The sequence below is a fragment of the Rhodococcus sp. 27YEA15 genome, assembly GCF_049739425.1.
Classification (GTDB): domain Bacteria; phylum Actinomycetota; class Actinomycetes; order Mycobacteriales; family Mycobacteriaceae; genus Rhodococcus_F.
This window is the reverse complement of the sequence record NZ_JBMHHW010000001.1, coordinates 3,140,616-3,160,132: the sequence shown is the minus strand read 5'-3', so window position 1 is coordinate 3,160,132 and position 19,517 is coordinate 3,140,616. Positions and strand designations below refer to the sequence as shown.

The window sequence follows — 19,517 nt, the reverse complement described above, 5'->3', positions numbered from 1 at the left end:
ACCGTCCGAGGCTGGTCGGTTTCACGCCGATGCGTTCGCCTACCTGTGTGCGGGACAAGAATCGGATCATCAGAAACCTTCCGGGTAATCTTTACTTAGCGCAACGATCTACTGCATCGTGACGATGCAACCATAACCGCCAACCACAAGAAGGCCCCCGAAGGGGCCTCCCGGCTAGAAGATCGAAGCAATCGCGCCCGTCTCACCTGCGCTGTCCAGCATCACCCACTGGATTTCCCCGTCCTCGATGGTGGAGGTCAGCCGGAGTCCTTCGTCCTGTGCGAATCCGATCAGGTCGGTGAGGGCTTCCGCTTCGCCTGCGTAGATTTCGGTGATGACCCGGTAGCGGTCTGCGGTGTAGATGATTTGGAGTGTTGCGGTGGCGGTGAGTGTGGCGGTCATTTTCTGTCTCCCTCGTTGGCGTTGTCCTAACTGTAGCATCGTAACGATGCTTCGTCAACACTGAAAAAGGTTGAAGAAAAACTGATTCCACTCTTGCAAACGCATCGTGACGATGCTATTGTTGTGTCATAACAACAGAGAGTGGCCCACGGATTCACCGACAAACACCGACAGAGCGTCAGACGCGGGAATGATCGCCACGAGGGTAACGACCCGGATCACGGTATTAACGAGAGACGGCCACACACCAACCCCCAGGCAGCCCCTGGGGGTTCTCTACTCACCACGGGAACCACATGCCGCACCGCAGCGTCAAATCGGTATGGACCAGTACGATCGCGCCGCCTACCTCGAAGCGGGCGAGAATCCCGACGATCCTGCGATCATCGTGCGGCATCAGCGGACGCTCGCACTCCTCGCCGAATACGGACGCCACCACCTGAGACAATCAGGACATGACGTTCGAACCCGACCCCGACGAGGGGCAGCCCGGCACCGTGAAACTCCCTGACGGACGCTGGGCGTACCGGTGGAAAGATGCGCCCGAGGCCGAGCTGATCGAGCTGAAGCAGCCGCCCGACAGCCAGAGATAGCGGGGCCGGGCTGGTCTTCCCTTACCCTCCCGGCCCCACCCGGCGACCCTAGCAGCGTTCGAACATGTGTGCGAACATGGGCCATGATCGAAATCGAACACGCACCCACTCACTGCCCCAACGGCCACCAACTCGGACCTAACCGCGGACTCGTCGGATGGGAGTTCTGTGACTGCCCCACCCGTCGCCGTGGAGGTCACCGCACCCACTACTGCCGCGCCTGCGGAGCCGAAATCTACATACCCCCGTGCGAGCATCATCCGACATGAAAATGCCCCCAACCTCGAAAGGTTGGGGGCATTATCTGCGCGTCAGCGAACCGGAGCGAATTTTGGGCAATACGCTGTCGTTGCAGCCTCATAGAGGTTCGCGACACGCTCGGGCTCATTCTCCCAAGTGTCCAGCAATACCGACACCACTAGCGTCCGGCTAACCCCCAGATTCAACTGCTCACACACCGACTCTGCAACACTCTTGGAGATCGACACAGAAAGACTCCAATACGGATCGAGCGCAGCCTCGAATATCTCGTCCGGCGACTTCCGTTTCGGCGCGGAGGTCGTGACCGTAATCGACTTCTCGGCCATTGCCCCCGCGAAATATTCGTCGAATCTTTCCTGGTCTTCTTCCGAATTGCAGTCGTATGGGTTTTCGCGGCCCGCCGCGTCCATTTGCTTCTCCATAGCCGCCGACCGCTCTTTGGTGGACGCGGTTTCGTCGCTCAACACTTTGATTGATTCCGCGATTTCCAATATGCCGGGCGTAACCCGCGCGAACGCTTCGCAATACTTCTCACGTTCGGCCGCAAGGTCAATCTCCGGCTCGCCATTGCTTGAGCAACCGCTTATCAGTAACGCGGCACTAATGGCCGCAACCGCGGCGAGAATCCTCTTCATTGCAGACCTTGCATCGGCGGCTGCTGGGGATTTTGAGGTTGCATTGACTGCTGAGCCTGCCACTGCTGCCACCTGTCGAGTTGTTGCTGATACTCCCTCTCGGCGTTTCGCTCCGAACGCCCAAGAACCAAGGCGACGACTCCGAAAATTGCGGTCGCACCAAGAGCAATGCCCGCGTAACCCTCGCGCGCTGAATGGGCCTCCTTGCACTCCCAGAAATAGCCGGAACCAACGTCGGCGTAGGAGCTAGGGCTTGCGAATGAACCGCAGTTCACCGACCGCGTAAAGACGTTCGATTCACTCCTAGCGTCAGACCCCAAGGCGACGACTATGGCGAGCAGCGAGGCGACCGCGAGAACTACCGTCACCCTCTTGAACGTGCGCAGCGACGTCGCCTGCGACGGAGTAGGAGGCATGTACATGCCTGCATTGAACCAGACGAACCGGACGGTAGGTACAAGGATGGGTCAGCGACAATCACACAAGGCGAACCACCGCCAGGCCGCTGAACTGCAATCGAAAACTGTATTAACACCCGGCCTCCACCATCTGGCCGTTTCCGATCACCATCGCGACGTGTCCGTCCCAGACGGCGAGGTCGCCGGGCCGCAGATCGTTCTGGTTCACCGCGGACCCGACATCCTGTTCTTGGGCCAGTCGCGGAATGTCGACGCCGGCCTGGCCGTACGCCCACTGCGTCAGTCCGCTGCAGTCCAAACCCACTCCAGGGGTGGTGCCACCCCACGAGTACGGGACACCCTGTTGCGTGAGTGCATTGCGGACGGCTGCGGCCGCCTCGGCATTGGGTGCCGTGGCGATCGAGCCGTCGGGCAACTCGATCTCCACACCTTCAGCCCCAACCGAACCGGACTCCGGAGAACCGCCGCCGCAGCCACCGGAGGAGGCCGACCCGACGGCGTGGTCGATCGAGGAACTCGAACTTCCGGCGGAGGTGGATCCGCCGAGGGCCGGTTCGGGTATCGAGATCGGTGGAACGAGCGCAGCCATCTTGGACGTGGCCGAACTCAGTTCGCTACGCAGCCGTTCGACGACTGCCACAGCCCGTCCGAGATGTTCGATCGCCGCAGCGAGAAGCATCAGTTGACCGGCAGGAGTGGCAAGTGTCGGCCCGGCCGAGGTGGCGAGGGAGAGGAACGACTGCAGGATTGCACCGAGTTCGGAAATTCCCGACGAGACGATTCCCGAGGCTTCGTCGACGACGTCCGCGATATCGGTTCCGCGGACCGCGAGCGCGCTGGTGGCGGCCTGGGTTTGCTCGGTCGTGATCGTTGCCGCAGTGATTGCGGTGGACGTGCTGCCCGATGCCGCCAACTCGTTCAGCGCAGCCTTGCCGAGTTGATACGCGATTTCCAGTGCATCCGAGGCAACCCGTATCCCGACATCCGGTCCGGCGTTACCGCTCGGTCCGGTTCCGAGCGTCTGGACCAGGTCGATGATCGGCCTGGCCAATGCGTCGACGGGAATCATCGGTCGACTCCGCGGGGGAGGCCTGCCGTGGCTGCCGCCTCGAGGCCTGCGCGTACCGCACTCTCGGCATCGACGTAGATCCGGTGTGCATCGCGGGTTGCGTCGCCGACACTCGCGATGACCGCGGTCAGGCGGTCTATATCGGTGAGGTGAGATTGTCTGGCTGCATCGGCGACGTCGACGAATTCTTCGCCGACGAGTCCCAGGACGACCGCGAGAACGCCGTGGTCTCCGGACGAGACTGCCAGGCCCGCTTGTCGGACCGCGTCGGCCATCGCGTGCACCCCCGCACCGAACTCCGCGACGGCCCCCATGTTCAGTGAAAGTTCTGTCAACTTCTCTTCCCCCCCGTTGCCCTTACTGCCAGTTGGACGCCGCCGAGTTTCGATCGGTTCCCGACGAACTATCCTTTTCTTCATGCATACGCACGTAGTCGACCATCCCCTCGCAGCCGCTCTTCTGACCACAATGCGTGATGCACGCAGTGACAACGCAACGTTCCGATCGGCCCTGAGGCGGTTGACGCATATGCTGGTCTACGAGGCCATGCGCGACGCCGAGGTGGAAGAGTTCCCAGTTCAGACGCCTGTTGCCGCCACGGTGGGCATTCGGTTGGCCAAGCCGCCGCTGTTGGTTCCGGTACTGCGTGCAGGCCTGGGCATGGTGGAGCAGGCCAGCGCCCTGATCCCGTCGGCGGGGGTGGGCTTCGTCGGTATGGCCCGGGACGAAGAGACGCACCAACCGGTTCCGTACCTGGAATCGCTGCCCGCGGATCTGTCCGGAATCCCCGTGTTCGTACTCGACCCGATGCTCGCCACCGGCGGCTCGATGGTGCATACCATCGACCTGCTGGTCGCCCGTGGAGCTACCGATGTCACGGCCGTCTGCGTGGTCGCGGCCCCTGCCGGTGTCGATGCGTTGGCGGAGTCCGGGCATCCCGTGCGACTTGTCATCGCGAGCATCGACGACGGCCTCGACGAGAATGCCTTCATCGTCCCCGGACTCGGTGACGCCGGGGATCGTCAATTCGGACCACGTTAGAGAGCGAGGGCGAAGGCTCGTAATTCGTCGATGCGAGTCTTCGCCCGCACACGGGCCGCTTCCAGGTCCGCACGATCGGCTACCGGAACGGTCACTTCGAGATAGCACTTGAGTTTCGGTTCGGTACCGGACGGGCGCACCACCACGCGGGTGTGTTCGCCGGTGAAGACGAGGGCGTCGGTGCGTAACGGCCCGCTGGATTCGGCCAGGTCGTCGGCGGTGACGGTTTCGCCGGCAAGTTCGCGAGGCGGTTCGCGACGGAGTCGAGTGGTCATCGCGCTGATGTCGTCGAGGTTCGTGACCCGGCGCGACACCTGGTCGGTGACGTGCAGGCCGAATTCGAGCGCGTAGTCGTCGAGCACATCGAGTACGGTTCGACCCTGCTCGGCGAGCGTAGCAGCGAGGTCCGCGAACACGACGGCGGCCGAGATTCCGTCCTTGTCCTGCACGGCGTCGGGATCCACACAGTGTCCGATGGCTTCCTCGTAGGCGTACACCAACCCCTCACCCGCTCGCATCAGCCATTTGAAGCCGGTCAGGGTGACGGCACTTCTGGCGTTACGTGCGTGCGCGATCTTGCCCAGCAGAGTGGACGAGACGACAGTCGTGGCGACCAACGCCTCGTTCGGCGCGGCAGCCAGAACGTAATCGCCGAGCAGCGCCCCGGTCTCGTCGCCACGAAGCATCCGCCATGTCGGCCCGTCACGGACGCCGACGGCGCATCGGTCGGCGTCGGGGTCGAGCGCGATCGCCAGATCTGCGTCGACGTCGCGGGCCAAGGCCAGGAGACGGTCGGTCGCACCGGGTTCTTCCGGATTGGGGAACTCGACGGTGGCGAAGCTCGGGTCTGGTTCGAACTGATCTGCCACGACGTGCAGATCGGTGAAGCCGGCAGACCGTAGCCCAGCCAGGACCGTGTCGCCGCCGACGCCGTGCATCGGCGTCAGGGCGATCCGGATGGCGCGGGCCGTGCCGCGCGGGAGTGACGCCACGCGCGTGATGTACTCGCCGAGAGCCGTGCCGTCGACGGAGCTCACCGCGGTACGGGGAACCGTTGACGCGCCGCCGATCTTCGTGATCTCGTTCTCGATCTCCCGATCCGCTGGTGAGACGAGTTGTGCCCCTCCGGCGAGATAGACCTTGTAGCCGTTGTCCGTAGCCGGATTGTGCGAAGCGGTGATCTGCACCCCTGCAACCGCGTTTCGCGCGCGAACCGCGAATGCGAGGACCGGCGTCGGGAGGGGCTCCGGGAGGACCGTCACCGTGAAGCCGGCGGCCGCCAGGACTTGCGCGGTGGCAACGGCGAACTGTTCGGAACCGCGTCGGGCGTCTCGGCCCACCACGACGAGTGATCCGGGTGGGGTGCGAGTGGACAACCAGGAGGCCAGGCCGGCCGTAGTTCGGATGACCACGGCGAGGTTCATCCCGTTGGGTCCGGCGCGGACGACTCCTCGGAGCCCGGCGGTTCCGAATGTCAATGCGGATGAAAAGCGTTCGGCGAGTTCGTCTTCGGATAGACTTTCGAGTTCGGCCCGCGTCGTGGAGTCTGGGTCCGCGCCGATCCACGCGGCAACGTCGGACGGCAGCGAGCTCACAGTCGGTGGACCAACTCGCGCAGCAGCGATCCCATCCTGGTGGCAGACGCCCTGCCTGCGGCGAGTACCTCGCGATGGTCGAGTGGCTCACCGGTGATGCCCGCGGCCAGATTGGTCACGAGAGACACTCCCAGGACGCGGGCGCCCAGCGCTCGGGCCGCGATCGTCTCGTGAACTGTGGACATTCCGACCAGATCGGCACCGAGGGTGCGGAGCATCCGAATTTCGGCGGGCGTCTCGTAGTGTGGACCGGGCAGTCCGGCGTAGACCCCCTCGGCGAGATCGGGATCGATGGAACGCGCCAACTCGCGCAACGTCGGTGAGTAGGCGTCGACCAGATCGACGAATTGGGCGCCGGACAGCGGGGAGCGGGCGGTGAGGTTCAGATGGTCACTGATCAAGACCGGCCGGCCCACCTCGTAACCCTCGCGGATTCCGCCTGCCGCATTGGTGAGGATGACGGTGCTCGCGCCCGCTGCGATCGCGGTGCGGACGGGGTGAACCACAGTGGCGAGGTCGTGGCCCTCGTAGGCGTGCGTACGGCCCAGAAGTAGCAGGACGTTCGTCTGACCCACTCGTACCGACCGTATGGTGCCGGCATGTCCGGCAGCCGACGGTGGCGCGAAGCCCGGTAGATCGGACATCGAGATCTCGGCGTTGGGCTCACCGAACTTGTCGGCCGCATCGGTCCATCCCGACCCGAGTACGACGGCGACCGACGGTGACGAACACCCGGTCTTGGCGGACAGAGCAGCGGCAGCAGCCTCGGCGATCGTTCCCATGTGCTCGACCTTACTGGCGAGTCGGGTCGGTTCACACGCGCAGGTGTGGACCGTTACGCTCCCATTCATGCCTTATCTCGAACGCGACGGCGACGTATTCATCCTGTACCTCGGCAACGAGGGTGAAGCGGACAACGAAAACCGCTTCGGCCCGGATTGGATCGACGAACTCCACGGCAAGCTCGACGAGGTGGAAGCTCACGAGGGTGCGGCCGCGCTGGTCACCACCGCCACGGGCAAGTTCTACACGAACGGCCTGGACACGAACTGGATCTTCGCCAACCTCGACGGCCTTCCCGGCTACCTGGACAAAGTGCACTCGATCTACACCCGTCTACTGACGTTCCCCATGGCGACGGTCGCTGCCGTGCAGGGGCACGCGTTCGGTGCCGGGGCGATGCTCGCGTCGGCACACGACTTCCAGGTCATGCGCGCCGATCGTGGCTACTACTGCCTGCCGGAGGTGAGCCTGAACATGCCGTTCACCGTCGGTATGTCGTCCTTGCTCACCAGTCGGTTGCCGAAGCAGACGGCCATCGAGGCCATGACGACGGCGCGTCGGTTCGGCGGTGCCGACGCGCTCGCCGCCGGAATCGTCCAGGAGATCGCCGACGGTGATTCCGTCCTGGCCGCGGCGGTAGCACGAGCAGCAGCCGCGACGGCCACACACGGTGCGAATCTGGCCGGAATCAAGGCCGGAATTCACCGCGCCGCGCTCGCGGACCTGGCTACGCCGACTGACAAGAGCAACTTCTCGTTCGGGTGAGACAATGGTCGACGTGAATCAGAACGTCGAGAACGCAGTCCGGTCCGTGGCGACCGATCTGATCGCGCTCTCGCATTCGATTCACGCCGACCCCGAACTTGCCTTCGAAGAGTTCCGAAGTGCTGCGAAGGTGGCGGAACTGCTCTCGCAGCACGGGTTTGCCGTGACATCCGGGTTTGCCGACCTGCCGACTGCGTTCGACGCCACGTACGGAAGTGGTGATCTGGTCATTGCGGTGTGCGCCGAGTACGACGCATTGCCGGAGATCGGGCACGCCTGCGGACACAACATCATCGCGGCGGCGGCGGTGGGCGCCGGGATTGCACTGAGTTCGGTGGCCGATCGGTTGGGCATCACGATTCGAGTGATCGGAACCCCGGCCGAGGAAACCGGTGGCGGTAAAGTCCTCATGCTCGAGCGCGGCGCGTTCGACGGTGTCGGCGCCGCGATGATGGTTCATCCCGGCCCGATCGACATCGTCGGCGCGACGTCGCTGGCGCTGGCCGATATCGCGGTCGCGTACTCGGGGCGCGAAGCACACGCGTCGGCCGCGCCCGAATTCGGTCGCAACGCCGCCGACGCAGCCACGCTCGCGCAGGTCGCGGTGGGGCTCCTGCGTCAGCATCTGCTGCCGGGCCAGCAGATTCACGGCATCGTCAGCAACGGGGGAACTGCCCCGAACATCGTTCCCGCTCACTCGGAGCTGCTGTACTACCTGCGGGCAGAGACGGCGGCGTCGCTGGCCGATCTGACCGAACGGGCGAGCGCCTGCTTCGCGTCCGGAGCGATCGGTACCGGCTGCACCCACGACATCCGCACGGTATCGCCCACCTACACCGAGTTGACGCCCGATCCGTGGCTCACGGCGGCATACCGCGAGCAGATCCTCGACCTGGGACGAGTGCCGCTGGCGCCGGAATGGGAGCGCTCGCGTCCACTGGGAAGTACCGACATGGGTAATGTGACAAACGTGATTCCGGGAATTCACCCGATCATAGGTTTGGATTCGTCGGGGGCAGTGACGCATCAGCCGGAGTTCGCGGCTGCGTGCGTCACTGCCTCTGCCGATCGTGCGGTAGTCGACGGTGCAATAGCGTTGGCCCGCACTGCTGTCCGGGTAGCGTCCGATCCAGAAGAACGCGCCCGCCTGTTGGAAGGAGTAGATCGCCGGTGAACGCGGCAATCGATACGTGGATTCACGCGCACACCGAGGATCTCGTCGCCTGGCGACGGCATATCCACGCCAACCCCGAGTTGGCCCGCCGTGAGTACGCCACGACGGAGTTCGTCGCGAGCAGATTGACGGCGGCCGGGCTGTCGCCGAAGATCCTTCCCGGTGGCACCGGCCTGACCTGTGACATCGGCCCGGACGGTGCGCGGATCGCGCTGCGTGCGGACATGGACGCTCTGCCGATGCAGGAAGCCACCGGGGCGACCTACGCGTCCACCGTTCCCGGTGTCTCGCACTCGTGCGGGCACGACGCGCACACCACCATCCTTCTGGGGGCCGGCCTGGCGTTGGCGTCGTTACCGGACTTGCCGGTGGGCGTACGGTTGCTGTTCCAGCCCGCCGAAGAGGTCATGCCCGGTGGCGCCCTCGATGCGATTGCCGCGGGCGCGTTGGACGGGGTGTCCAGAATCTTTGCTCTGCACTGCGATCCGCGCCTCGAGGCCGGCCAGGTGGGTGTGCGTGAGGGTGCGATCACGTCGGCCGCCGATACGGTCGAGGTGATTCTCGATTCGCCGGGTGGACACACGTCTCGTCCGCATCTGACCACCGACCTGATCTACGCCCTGGGCACCGTCATCACGGGTCTGCCGGGAATGCTGAGCCGGAGAATCGACCCCCGTACCGGAACCGTGATGGTGTGGGGCGCGGTCGGTGCGGGTCAGGCTCCCAATGCCATTCCGCGGACGGGGATGATGACCGGGACCGTGCGGACCGGCGACCACAGCACGTGGGAACTTCTCGAGCCCCTGGTCAAAGAGATAGTGCACGGCCTGCTCGCCCCCACCGGTGTGCGATACGAACTCAACTACCGACGCGGGGTACCGCCGGTGGTCAACGACGAAATTTCCACCCGGATGTTCGTGGACGCGATCGGTACCGTCGGTCAGGACGCGTTGGCTGACACGCCGCAATCTGGTGGCGGCGAGGACTTTTCGTGGTATCTGGAGACGGTTCCGGGTGCGATGGCGAGGCTGGGCGTATGGTCCGGCGAAGGTCCGCAGCTCGACATTCACCAACCTACCTTCGATCTCGACGAGCGAGCTCTGGGCGTGGGAGTGAAGGTACTCACGAGTCTGGTACTCGGCTAGCTCTAGCCCCTTCGGGGATACGGTTTTTCGTGTTGGATTCAGCGAAGGTACAGGCATGTCCATAGGTGTGGGAGTGCGGATCGGCACTCTGGTGTCGACAGCGGTGGTTGCGTCGAACGATCCGGGTTCGGCAGACCCCGTGGTGTTGGTCAAGGACACGATTCTTCATCAACGCAAGGACGGAACCACGGTTCTCGGTGGCACCGAAGAGCTGGGAGCCGGTCGAGAGTTCACCGAGAGTTGGTCCGGTTTCGTGGGGCGGGTGGGAGATCCGGCCGGTGTACCCGGCACCGCGGAGACCCGATACCGCGCAGAGGACTTGGTGGCGACATCCATTCGATGTCTGCTGCAGGAATGCGAACCGTTGCCCGATCGAGGAGGCCGAAGCGGGGGAGCGCCCGACATCGTCGCCACCTATCCGTCGCGCTGGGATTCGTCGACCGCAGCAATTCTGCGTGATTCATTGGTCTACGCCGGCCTCGAACGTGTCACCCTGGTATCGGATGCCGAAGCGGTGTCGGCCTGGTTCGAATCCGAGATCGCGGCGTTGGCCGGAACGTTGATCGGGATCTACCACGTCGACGACACCGGGGCCGCGGTCACACTCGTTCGTTCCGGAGTGGCAGCCGGTCGAGCGTTCGGTTTCGCCGGGGACTCCAGCGCGCCGAGTGCGCGACTGGCGACGGCTCTCGGTGCATTCGGCTGGATACCGGAGAATCTGGACGCGGTGATCGTCACCGGAGACGGCGAGCCTGCCACCGACAAAGCGGCGATGATGTCGATTGCAGCCGGAATCGCCGAAAAGCTGGGTGTTCGTTGCGAACTCGGTCCAGGTCCGGAGCAGTCGGCGGCGTTGGGGGCGGCCATCTTGGCCGCGGGGTTCACTTCGTCGTCACACGAGATAGTTCCGATCGGTCTGCCGCCCTCCCACGACGTCACCGAGGTGTTCGACACGCCCGGCCGCCAATTGGTGCAACCCGAGACGCCGGCGACCGAAGAACCCGAGTCGCCGATCGTCGAGAACGACGAACCGCAACGCCGCGGCAAGCGGGCTCTGATCGCTGTCGCCGCGGCTGCACTGGTGGTGACAGTGGCGGTGCTGGTCTACCTCCTGTGGGTGTGAGAACAGCCTCCCCGTCAGTCGGTGATGCCGTTCCCGGGGCCCACGTTGCGGCTGTTACGGGTGCGTAGATCGCGCACGTAGTCGGCCGGGGCCCCGGCGATCTCCGCGGCGTCGGCCATCACCCCGATGTAGCGCGCGGACGGCAGACCACCCTCGTAGGCGTCCATCACGTAGAGCCAGGCGAGTACGGCACCCTCCTGGGTCTCGACGCGAACCCTGATCTTGCGGTTGATGTCGAGTTCGGTGCCCTCCCAGCGATCGAGGCGGGCCTCGTCGTCCTCCGGAACGTCGTACAGGACGACGAACACGCTGGAATCGGGGTCCTCCACGACGGTGGCGAGTGCGCCCTCCCAGCCGATGTCCTCGCCGCTGAAGGTGAGTCGCCAACCGCGCAACCACCCGGTCCCGGACATGGGGGAATGCGGACAGCGCTGCACCATTTGCTCGGGGTGCATGTTGGAGCCGTATGCGGCATAGATCGACACGGCCGCAAGCCTAAACCGTGGACCGAGGGTGTGACGAAGCGGACCACAGGCCGCAAGTAATCTGGTAGAAGCGCTGCGCACGCCGCGGTGCGTGAACAGCGTGACATCGGTCGACGGGAGACCCCTGCCGGCCGCGCGACGACTTGGAGGACACATGACCCGGATCGTGATCATCGGTGGCGGACCCGCCGGATACGAGGCGGCACTGGTCGCCGCGCAGCACGGAGCAGCGGTCACCCTGGTCGATTCGGACGGGATCGGCGGCGCGTGCGTGCTCTTCGACTGTGTTCCGTCCAAGACCTTCATCGCCTCGACGGGCATCCGAACCGATATGCGGCGGGCGTCGGATCTGGGCATCACGCTCGATCCCGAACAGGCAACGGTCTCGTTGCCCAAGATCCATTCCCGGGTCAAGAGCCTCGCGCTGTCCCAGTCCTCGGACATCCGCGCCCGACTACAGACCGTTGGCGTGCAGGTTCTCTCCGGTACCGCCGAGATCACCGACTCGCAGCCCGGTATGGCTGCGCACCAGGTGTGTGCCACGCTCGACAACGGTGAGCGCACGACCGTCGACGCGGACGTCGTTCTCATTGCCACCGGTGCCAGCCCGCGCATCATTCCCGGAGCCGAGCCGGACGGCGAGCGCATCATGACCTGGCGCCAGCTCTACGACCTGGACGAGCTACCCGAGCACCTCGTCGTCGTCGGCTCGGGTGTCACCGGCGCCGAGTTCGTCTCCGCGTACACGGAGATGGGCGTCAAGGTCACCTTGGTGTCCAGTCGTGATCGCGTGCTGCCCGGTGAGGACGCCGACGCAGCCCTCGTGCTCGAGGACGCTCTCGCCGAGCGCGGTGTCACGCTGGTCAAACATGCCAGAGCCGATGCGGTCGAACGTACCGAGAACGGCATCGTCGTCAAACTGTCCGACGGTCGGGTCGTCGAGGGTAGCCACGCGCTCATGACGGTGGGCTCGGTGCCCAACACTCAGGGGCTCGGCCTCGAGCGCGTCGGCATCGAACTGGACAAGGGCGGCTACCTTCGGGTGGACCGCGTTTCACGGACCACCGTCTCGGGGATCTACGCGGCGGGTGACTGCACCGGACTGCTGCCGCTGGCCTCGGTTGCGGCGATGCAGGGCCGCATCGCGATGTACCACGCCCTGGGTGAAGGGGTGAGTCCGATCAAGTTGAAGACGGTTGCGTCGGCGGTGTTCACACGCCCCGAGATCGCCACCGTCGGCGTCTCGCAGTCGGTGATCGACAACGGTGAGGTTCCCGCTCGCACTGTGATGCTGCCGCTCAACACGAACCCGCGCGCCAAGATGTCGGGTCTGCGTCGCGGTTTCGTCAAGATCTTCTGCCGCCCCGCCACCGGTGTGGTCATCGGCGGCGTCGTCGTGGCGCCGACCGCGTCGGAGCTGATTCTTCCGATCGCGATCGCAGTGCAGAACAACCTCACGGTGAACGATCTGGCACAGACGTTCTCGGTGTACCCGTCACTGACCGGGTCGATCACCGAGGCGGCTCGCCAGCTCATGCGTCACGACGACCTGGACTGACCGCCGGATTTGTCGTCCGAGCCGTGCCGCACACCGATCCCCATGGTGTGCGGCACGGCCTCTCTGGTGTGAGTCCGGTGTTGAAAGCGATTGTGGTGCAGATATTTCCGGACTCCTATCTGTTGTGTTCGAATCGTGCGGTTCCGGGGCCTGGCGGGAGATGTCGCCATTTGCCGGCTCACGGCCATGTTCGGGACACCGCCATGCCTTGCGCGCAATGCTGTTCGAAACGGGTGCTGTCGTCAGACATCAGTCTAATTCCTAGAATATGAGATGAGCGTTTCATATATTGGCCGTCTTCGGGCATGATCGAGGTACCGACCGAACCAGGGGTCGGCCATTCGGTGCTTTTGCGCCCGGTAGACCCTCCGGTGGCCACGAGCGTCCCGTCCTTCGCTTCCCTTCCGCGTGCCTGGGAGTTTCGCATGACACACGCCGCATTGTCCGACCGTATGAGCGGGCTCCGCAGTTCTGCTATCCGGGACCTGCTCACCCTCACCGCCAGAGCTGACGTCATCAGCCTTGCCGGTGGTCTACCTGATCCGGAATTCATTCCTCGCGAACGCATTTCGGCGGCGGCCCAAAGTGCGCTCACCGATTCTGCCTGTGTGCAGTACGGCGAGACGTCCGGGGTGCGACGTCTTCGTGAGGTGATCGCGCACCGCGAGTCGGCAAAGATCGGCCGCACGCTCGACGCGTCAGGCGTCGTCGTCACACACGGCAGCCAGCAGGGTTTGAGCCTACTGGCGCAGGTCCTGCTCGATCCGGGTGATCAGGTTGTCGTCGAAGATCCGGCGTATACCGGTGCGCTGCAGGTCTTCCGGACTGCGCAGGTCGAGTTGGTGCCGGTGCCGCTGGACTCTCAGGGCATGGACACGAACGTGCTCGAGGGCCTGCTGGTGAACGGTCTGCGGCCGCGAGTGGTGCACACGGTTCCCAACTTCCACAACCCCCGAGGCTCCGTACTGTCGGACGAACGCCGCACCCACCTCGCCGCGCTGGCCGACCGATACGGATTCTGGGTGCTCGAGGACGACCCTTACGGCGAGCTCTACTTCGATGCGCCGCCGCCCCTGCCCGTTGCAGCGTTGTCGGAGAGGGTGATTCGGCTGTCGAGTGCGTCGAAGGTGCTGGCACCCGCACTGCGGGTCGGCTGGCTGCACGGCGACCGCCGCGTGTGCGAAGCCGTGGAATTGATCAAACAAGGCGCCGATCTGTGCGGTTCTACCTTGACCCAACAGATCGCTGCCGATCTCTTCGGCGATCACGACTGGTTCGAGGGTCACTTGTCGACCTTGCGCGCCGGGTACGGCGGTCGGGCACGTGCCCTGGTGGGTGCGCTGTCTGATTCGTTCGAGACGCACGCACAGTTCTCACCCGTCGCCGGTGGCATGTTCTGCTGGATGGACAGCGTCGAGGACGTCGATACTGCGGCAGTGCTCGACGTCGCGCTGGCACATGGAGTTGCGTTCGTTCCCGGCAGTGCGTTCGCGGTCGAGGCCGATCTGAGACGGTCGGCGCGGCTGTGCTTCGCGACCTACCCCGAACCGGTATTGGTCGAGGCGGCGGGCACTCTGCACGCCGCCTTCTGCGCCTACTCCGACCAGTTGTAAGTGCGTTCGACGGCCTTGTTCCACTCCGCGTACAGCCGTGCGCGTTCGGTTTCGTCCATGTTCGGTTGCCACGTCTTGCCGACAGCCCAGTTCTTGCGGATGTCCTCGGTGTCGGACCAGTAACCAACGGCAAGGCCGGCCGCGTACGCCGCACCGAGAGCGGTGGTCTCGTTGACAACCGGGCGGATGACGGGGACACCGAGAATATCGGCCTGGAACTGCATCAACGTGTCGTTGACGACCATACCGCCGTCGACTTTGAGGGTGGAGAGCTCTACGCCGGAGTCGGCGCGCATGGCGTCGATCACTTCTCGGGTCTGATACGCGGTGGCTTCCAGGGCGGCGCGCGCCAGGTGTCCTTTGGTGACGAACCGCGTCAGGCCGACGATCACACCGCGTGCGTCGGGACGCCACCGCGGGGCGAACAGGCCGGAGAAGGCCGGCACGAAGTAGGCTCCGGCGTTGTCGTCGACGCTCGCAGCCAGAGGCTCGATGTCCTTGGCACTCTGAATGATTCCCAGGTTGTCTCGTAGCCACTGGACGAGTGAACCGGTGACGGCGATGGAACCCTCCAGGGCGTAGACGGCCGGTGCGTCGCCCAGTTGGTAGCAGAGAGTGGTCAGCAGACCCTTCGTGCTCGGCACCGGTTGGGTGCCGGTGTTGAGCAGCATGAAGTTGCCGGTGCCGTACGTATTCTTCGCTTCACCCTCGCTCAGGCAGGCCTGGCCGAACGTTGCGGCCTGCTGATCGCCCAGAATGCCGGCTACCGGTACACCGGCGAGTGTGCCGCGGGCCCGCACCGTTCCGTACACCTCGGACGAGCTGCGGATCTCCGGGAGCATGGAGACCGGAATTCCGAAATCGGCGCAGATCGACTCGTCCCACTGCAGGGTCCTCAGGTTCATCAGCATGGTGCGCGAGGCGTTGGTGACATCAGTCACGTGAAGGCCCTCGGTGAGATTCCACAGAATCCACGAGTCCACCGTGCCGAAACAGAGTTCACCTGCCTCTGCTCGTTGGCGCGCGCCGTCGACGTTGTCCAGGATCCATCGAATCTTGGGTCCGGCGAAGTACGTCGAGAGTGGCAGACCGGTTTTGTCACGATACCGGTCCGGTCCCTCGTCGCCGCCGAGTTCGACGCACAGTTTGTCGGTGCGGGTGTCCTGCCAGACTATGGCGTTGTAGACGGGTTCACCGGACTGACGGTCCCAGACGACGGTGGTCTCACGCTGATTGGTGATTCCGACGGCGTCGATGTCGGCGCGAGTGAGATCGGCTTTCGCGAGGGCACCTGCCACCACTTCGCGTGTGTTCATCCACAACGCGATCGGGTCGTGCTCCACCCACCCGGCGCGAGGGAAGATCTGTTCGTGCTCTTTTTGCGCGACGGCTACGACAGCGCCGTCGTGGTCGAAGATCATGCACCGACTCGACGTCGTTCCCTGATCGATGGCGGCAATGTACTGAGTCACGTGACTCCTCGCTTCGGTGATGTCTGTTCCGGGGCCTGTCGCAGTATGGGAACGAAACTACTAGCCTGTAATCGGATTCGTCGTCGACTCACAGGAGACCGGGTTGAGTAAGCAGCAGGGTGCGCAATTCCTCGGACCTCAGCAGCGTGAAGCTGCGTGGGAGCAACTCCAGACCGAGCAGTTCGACGTCGTGGTGGTCGGCGGGGGTGTCGTCGGCGTCGGCACTGCGTTGGACGCAGCAACTCGCGGACTGAAGGTGGCATTGGTCGAGGCCCGCGACTACGCGTCCGGCACGTCCAGTAGATCGTCGAAGATGTTTCACGGTGGACTTCGCTACCTGGAACAGTTCGAGTTCGGACTGGTCAGAGAGGCCCTTCGCGAGCGAGAACTGTCTCTGACCACATTGGCGCCACACCTGGTCAAGCCGCTCAAGTTCCTCTTCCCCCTGGCTCACCGTGTGTGGGAGCGGCCGTACATGGCCGCTGGAATCTTCTTGTACGACCGGATGGGCGGTGCCAAGTCCGTGCCTTCCCAAAAACATCTCACGCGGGCCGGGGCGTTGCGGATGTCACCGAGCCTCAAGCGCAGTTCGTTGACCGGCGGAATCCAGTACTACGACACCGTGGTCGACGACGCTCGTCACACGATGACCGTCGCCCGCACCGCCGCACACTACGGTGCCGTGGTCCGGACGTCGACACAGGTAGTGGGTTTCCTCCGGGAGGCGGATCGAGTCTCCGGGGTGCGGGTCCGCGACAGCGAGGACGGCCGTACCGCCGAGGTGAAGGGCCATGTCGTCATCAACGCCACCGGGGTGTGGACGGACGAGATCCAAGCTCTCTCTCGTCAGCGCGGTCGATTCCGGGTGCGCGCCTCGAAGGGGGTGCACATCGTGGTGCCGCGTGATCGAATCGTCAGTGAGGCGGCGATCATTCTACGGACCGAGAAGTCGGTGCTCTTCGTGATCCCGTGGGGGAGCCACTGGATCATCGGAACCACGGACACCGATTGGAACCTCGACCTGGCGCATCCGGCCGCGACGAAGGCCGACATCGACTACATCCTCGGACACGTCAACTCGGTGTTGGTGACTCCGCTGACCCACGACGACATCGACGGGGTGTACGCCGGGTTGCGGCCGCTGCTGGCCGGCGAGAGTGACGAAACCTCGAAGCTCTCCCGTGAGCATGCGGTCGCCCGCGTTGCTCCCGGTCTGGTGGCGATAGCCGGCGGCAAGTACACGACGTACCGGGTGATGGCCGAAGACGCTGTCGACGTGGCGTCGGAGGACATCCCAGCTCGGGTCGCGCCGTCGATCACCGAGAAGGTGCCGCTGGTGGGGGCCGACGGATACTTCGCGCTGGTCAACCAGACGGTGCAGCTGGGTGAGCAGTACGGCCTGCATCCTTACCGGGTCAAGCATCTGCTCGATCGGTACGGTTCGCTGATCACCGAAGTTCTGGAACTGGGACGATTGACGCCGGAGCTGTTGCACCCGATCACCGACGCCCCGGATTACCTACAGGTCGAGGCCGTGTATGCGGTGGTCGCCGAGGGTGCGCTCCACCTCGACGACATTCTGGCCCGTCGCACTCGCATCGCGATCGAGTATCCGCATCGCGGAGTCAACTGTGCAGAGCAGGTTGCCGGATTGGTCGCCCCGATTCTGGGTTGGGACGGCGAGTGCATCGAACGTGAGGTCGAGACCTATCGGGCGCGCGTCGAGGCCGAGGTGCAGTCGCAGTCGCAGACCGACGACGAGTCCGCTGACGCCCTACGCGCGGCAGCACCGGAATCGCGGACGCAGATCCTCGAACCGGTAGTGGTTGTTCCTGATCGAGTATGACGTCTGCACCTGGGGGAGGGCTCTTGTTCGGATTCGGGTCGAAATCGGTAGCCGAGCACATTGCAACCGTCTATCTGGGCACACACCTGTGTGGTGCCGCTGTGGGACTTCAGCTTTCGCGGACGTTGGCTGATTCGTACGGGTCGTGGGCCGACGGCGAGCTGGACTCGTTGCCCGCGGAACTGGAGTACGAAATCGGACGGCTTCTGATGTTGATCGAAGACACGCAGTCGATTTCGTTGCCACGTTTCCCTCAGTTCGATGCGGCAGTGAACGGAATCAGACGCCGAGTACACGTCGACGCTTTGTGGCAGAACCGTTTGGTGCGGCTCGCTGCCCTGGAAGTGATGCGAACGGCACTGTGTGGGAAAAGCTCGATGTGGGAAGTGCTTCGAGACATTCCGGCCGGTGAAACCGAGGAGCAATACCGAGAACTCAACGCGCTGGTGACAAAGCAGATCGAAACCGTGACGGCTCTGCATCACCGGGCGGCGGTCGAAGCCTTTCGGCGCTGAGCCCTACACCGAAGGGCTGTAGTGCATCGGATTGTTCCGGCGCTCCACCGGCGGCAGGTTGCGAGCGGGGGTGTGGACCAACGGTGCGTCCGCGGGTGTGCGGCCGCTCGCGCGATCCCACCCCGCGCGGGCGCGAGGCTGGTAGCGGTAGCGCCGCGGTACGATCTTGAAGGCCACGTTGACGCCCCTTCCCACGGCAGTGTGCAGTATTTCGTCGCGGGCAGTCCATGAATAGCCGAGCAGATCACGGACGGGTTGGTCGTACAGTCCTACCGTCAACCAGACGAATCCGCGTCCCACCGGCTTTCGCGTGAGGTTCCAGATCTGGTCCGGCAACCACGTCAGGTACGGGGGTTTACCGAGGCCGGACAGATCGAGGACGTCCCGGGTTGCCTTGTTGTCTTCGAGGACGTTGCGGCACATGTCGTCCCAATAGATCTTGAAGTCCGCCCAGGTCTCGGGCACAGGTCGCATGCTCATTCCGTACAGGCGGTACCACTGGACGTGCTCGACGAACAGTTGTTCTTTCTGAGCTTCGGTGAGGCCACCGGCGAAATTGTCGGCGGTCAAGATGGTGCCCATGAAGAACGTGGCATGAGCCCAGTAAAAAGTGTCGGGATCGAGAGCGTGGTATCTACGCCCCTTCTTGTCGATTCCTTTGATGCGGGTGTGGTAGCCGCGAATCTCCTCAGCAGTCTGCTGGGCGCGGTCACCGTCGAACACCACCCCCGCTATCGGATACAGCGAACGGTAGAGGCGTTCCCACCGTTCGTCGAAGAACATCGAATGCTCCTCCACGCCGGCGCCGAGCCCGGGATGCATGTTCTGCATGGAGCCGGCCCACACGCCTTGCAGCATTCCTCGCCAGTCGCCGAAGTACTTCCACGTCAGTGAATCCGGACCGAGTGGGACCGGGGCTGTGCTGTCGTCAGATTGACTACGCATGTTGTCAGACTAGGATCGTCGGGGAACGGAGTCAAGGAAGAGAATGACTCGGTCGGCGAATGACAGTCGGAGAGCAGA

20 protein-coding genes are annotated in these 19,517 nt (G+C 64.1%); 10 read left to right on the top strand and 10 right to left on the bottom strand.

The annotated features are described in order from the left end of the window. Nucleotides 1–174: 174 nt before the first annotated feature. Both ABH922_RS14835 and ABH922_RS14830 read right to left on the bottom strand, forming a co-directional pair. Complete coding sequence (locus ABH922_RS14835) at nt 175–402, bottom strand: hypothetical protein (protein WP_424807640.1); 228 nt, start codon at nt 400–402, stop codon at nt 175–177. Between the two features lie 280 nt (nt 403–682). Beyond that, nucleotides 683–838 carry a hypothetical protein gene (locus tag ABH922_RS14830; protein WP_424807639.1) on the bottom strand — a complete coding sequence of 52 codons (156 nt, stop codon included), beginning with the start codon at nt 836–838 and terminating at the stop codon, nt 683–685. A gap of 19 nt (nt 839–857) precedes the next feature. Here ABH922_RS14830 and ABH922_RS14825 point away from each other — a divergent pair, with 19 nt between their 5' ends. Further along, the gene (locus tag ABH922_RS14825; RefSeq protein ID WP_424807638.1) at nt 858–995 is read left to right on the top strand and encodes a hypothetical protein; all 138 of its coding nucleotides are present in this window, start codon (nt 858–860) and stop codon (nt 993–995) included. Between the two features lie 311 nt (nt 996–1,306). On the opposite strand, the gene ABH922_RS14820 is transcribed toward ABH922_RS14825, so the two are convergent. The 3 genes from ABH922_RS14820 to ABH922_RS14810 form a co-directional block, all read right to left on the bottom strand. Next, nucleotides 1,307–1,954, bottom strand: a complete 648-nt coding sequence (locus tag ABH922_RS14820; RefSeq protein WP_424807637.1) for a DUF732 domain-containing protein — start codon at nt 1,952–1,954, stop codon at nt 1,307–1,309. A 465-nt stretch (nt 1,955–2,419) separates the two neighbouring features. Then, complete coding sequence (locus ABH922_RS14815; protein ID WP_424807636.1) at nt 2,420–3,379, bottom strand: C40 family peptidase; 960 nt, start codon at nt 3,377–3,379, stop codon at nt 2,420–2,422. Beyond that, complete coding sequence (locus tag ABH922_RS14810) at nt 3,376–3,714, bottom strand: hypothetical protein (RefSeq protein WP_424807635.1); 339 nt, start codon at nt 3,712–3,714, stop codon at nt 3,376–3,378. The genes ABH922_RS14815 and ABH922_RS14810 overlap by 4 nt, the downstream gene beginning before the upstream one ends. Before the next feature lie 82 nt (nt 3,715–3,796). Between ABH922_RS14810 and upp the strand changes: the two genes are divergently transcribed. Next, nucleotides 3,797–4,420: a uracil phosphoribosyltransferase gene (gene upp, locus ABH922_RS14805; protein ID WP_424807634.1), complete on the top strand. Its 624-nt coding sequence runs from the start codon at nt 3,797–3,799 to the stop codon at nt 4,418–4,420. Here upp and ABH922_RS14800 read toward each other — a convergent pair. Both ABH922_RS14800 and ABH922_RS14795 read right to left on the bottom strand, forming a co-directional pair. Further along, complete coding sequence (locus ABH922_RS14800) at nt 4,417–6,015, bottom strand: phospho-sugar mutase (protein ID WP_424807633.1); 1,599 nt, start codon at nt 6,013–6,015, stop codon at nt 4,417–4,419. The two genes, upp and ABH922_RS14800, sit on opposite strands and share 4 nt — an antisense overlap. Continuing rightward, on the bottom strand, nt 6,012–6,797 hold the full coding sequence (locus ABH922_RS14795) for a purine-nucleoside phosphorylase (RefSeq protein ID WP_424807632.1): 786 nt from the start codon (nt 6,795–6,797) through the stop codon (nt 6,012–6,014). Before ABH922_RS14795 ends, ABH922_RS14800 begins: the two co-directional genes overlap by 4 nt. 67 nt (nt 6,798–6,864) lie before the next feature. Between ABH922_RS14795 and ABH922_RS14790 the strand changes: the two genes are divergently transcribed. From ABH922_RS14790 to ABH922_RS14775, 4 genes are read left to right on the top strand one after another with little or no spacing between them, the layout of a single operon-like run. Next, a complete protein-coding gene (locus ABH922_RS14790) occupies nt 6,865–7,563 on the top strand; it encodes an enoyl-CoA hydratase/isomerase family protein (RefSeq protein ID WP_424807631.1) in 699 nt (232 codons plus the stop codon). Between the two features lie 13 nt (nt 7,564–7,576). Beyond that, nucleotides 7,577–8,737 carry a M20 family metallopeptidase gene (locus ABH922_RS14785; RefSeq protein WP_424807630.1) on the top strand — a complete coding sequence of 387 codons (1,161 nt, stop codon included), beginning with the start codon at nt 7,577–7,579 and terminating at the stop codon, nt 8,735–8,737. After that, nucleotides 8,734–9,882 carry a M20 family metallopeptidase gene (locus ABH922_RS14780; RefSeq protein ID WP_424807629.1) on the top strand — a complete coding sequence of 383 codons (1,149 nt, stop codon included), beginning with the start codon at nt 8,734–8,736 and terminating at the stop codon, nt 9,880–9,882. The genes ABH922_RS14785 and ABH922_RS14780 overlap by 4 nt, the downstream gene beginning before the upstream one ends. Before the next feature lie 55 nt (nt 9,883–9,937). Then, the gene (locus ABH922_RS14775; RefSeq protein WP_424807628.1) at nt 9,938–11,005 is read left to right on the top strand and encodes a hypothetical protein; all 1,068 of its coding nucleotides are present in this window, start codon (nt 9,938–9,940) and stop codon (nt 11,003–11,005) included. A gap of 14 nt (nt 11,006–11,019) precedes the next feature. Here ABH922_RS14775 and ABH922_RS14770 read toward each other — a convergent pair whose 3' ends face one another. After that, nucleotides 11,020–11,490, bottom strand: a complete 471-nt coding sequence (locus ABH922_RS14770) for a gamma-glutamylcyclotransferase (protein WP_424807627.1) — start codon at nt 11,488–11,490, stop codon at nt 11,020–11,022. Between the two features lie 154 nt (nt 11,491–11,644). Here ABH922_RS14770 and ABH922_RS14765 point away from each other — a divergent pair, with 154 nt between their 5' ends. Both ABH922_RS14765 and ABH922_RS14760 read left to right on the top strand, forming a co-directional pair. Next, nucleotides 11,645–13,048 (top strand): NAD(P)H-quinone dehydrogenase, encoded by a 1,404-nt coding sequence (locus ABH922_RS14765; RefSeq protein WP_424807626.1) that lies wholly within the window; start codon nt 11,645–11,647, stop codon nt 13,046–13,048. 425 nt (nt 13,049–13,473) lie between these two features. After that, on the top strand, nt 13,474–14,661 hold the full coding sequence (locus tag ABH922_RS14760; protein ID WP_424807625.1) for a PLP-dependent aminotransferase family protein: 1,188 nt from the start codon (nt 13,474–13,476) through the stop codon (nt 14,659–14,661). Here the strand turns inward: ABH922_RS14760 and glpK are convergent. Beyond that, the gene (gene glpK, locus ABH922_RS14755) at nt 14,643–16,133 is read right to left on the bottom strand and encodes a glycerol kinase GlpK (protein WP_424807624.1); all 1,491 of its coding nucleotides are present in this window, start codon (nt 16,131–16,133) and stop codon (nt 14,643–14,645) included. The two genes, ABH922_RS14760 and glpK, sit on opposite strands and share 19 nt — an antisense overlap. A gap of 103 nt (nt 16,134–16,236) precedes the next feature. On the opposite strand from glpK, the gene ABH922_RS14750 reads away from it, so the two are divergent. After that, entirely contained in the window at nt 16,237–17,979 is a 1,743-nt protein-coding gene (locus ABH922_RS14750; RefSeq protein WP_424807623.1) for a glycerol-3-phosphate dehydrogenase/oxidase, read from the top strand. Further along, nucleotides 17,976–18,494 (top strand): hypothetical protein, encoded by a 519-nt coding sequence (locus ABH922_RS14745; protein ID WP_424807622.1) that lies wholly within the window; start codon nt 17,976–17,978, stop codon nt 18,492–18,494. The genes ABH922_RS14750 and ABH922_RS14745 overlap by 4 nt, the downstream gene beginning before the upstream one ends. 3 nt (nt 18,495–18,497) lie before the next feature. On the opposite strand, the gene ABH922_RS14740 is transcribed toward ABH922_RS14745, so the two are convergent. Then, a complete protein-coding gene (locus ABH922_RS14740; protein WP_424807621.1) occupies nt 18,498–19,439 on the bottom strand; it encodes an oxygenase MpaB family protein in 942 nt (313 codons plus the stop codon). Between the last annotated feature and the right edge of the window lie 78 nt (nt 19,440–19,517).

Excerpts from the sequence above, each read along its gene's own strand:
- ABH922_RS14835 (WP_424807640.1), bottom strand. The coding sequence starts at position 402 with ATGACCGCCACACTCACCGCCACCGCAACACTCCAAATCATCTACACC.
- ABH922_RS14825 (WP_424807638.1), top strand. The coding sequence starts at position 858 with ATGACGTTCGAACCCGACCCCGACGAGGGGCAGCCCGGCACCGTGAAA.
- ABH922_RS14815 (WP_424807636.1), bottom strand. The coding sequence starts at position 3,379 with ATGATTCCCGTCGACGCATTGGCCAGGCCGATCATCGACCTGGTCCAG.
- upp (WP_424807634.1), top strand. The coding sequence starts at position 3,797 with ATGCATACGCACGTAGTCGACCATCCCCTCGCAGCCGCTCTTCTGACC.
- ABH922_RS14795 (WP_424807632.1), bottom strand. The coding sequence starts at position 6,797 with ATGGGAACGATCGCCGAGGCTGCTGCCGCTGCTCTGTCCGCCAAGACC.
- ABH922_RS14790 (WP_424807631.1), top strand. The coding sequence starts at position 6,865 with ATGCCTTATCTCGAACGCGACGGCGACGTATTCATCCTGTACCTCGGC.
- ABH922_RS14775 (WP_424807628.1), top strand. The coding sequence starts at position 9,938 with ATGTCCATAGGTGTGGGAGTGCGGATCGGCACTCTGGTGTCGACAGCG.
- ABH922_RS14765 (WP_424807626.1), top strand. The coding sequence starts at position 11,645 with ATGACCCGGATCGTGATCATCGGTGGCGGACCCGCCGGATACGAGGCG.
- ABH922_RS14760 (WP_424807625.1), top strand. The coding sequence starts at position 13,474 with ATGACACACGCCGCATTGTCCGACCGTATGAGCGGGCTCCGCAGTTCT.
- ABH922_RS14745 (WP_424807622.1), top strand. The coding sequence starts at position 17,976 with ATGACGTCTGCACCTGGGGGAGGGCTCTTGTTCGGATTCGGGTCGAAA.
- ABH922_RS14740 (WP_424807621.1), bottom strand. The coding sequence starts at position 19,439 with ATGCGTAGTCAATCTGACGACAGCACAGCCCCGGTCCCACTCGGTCCG.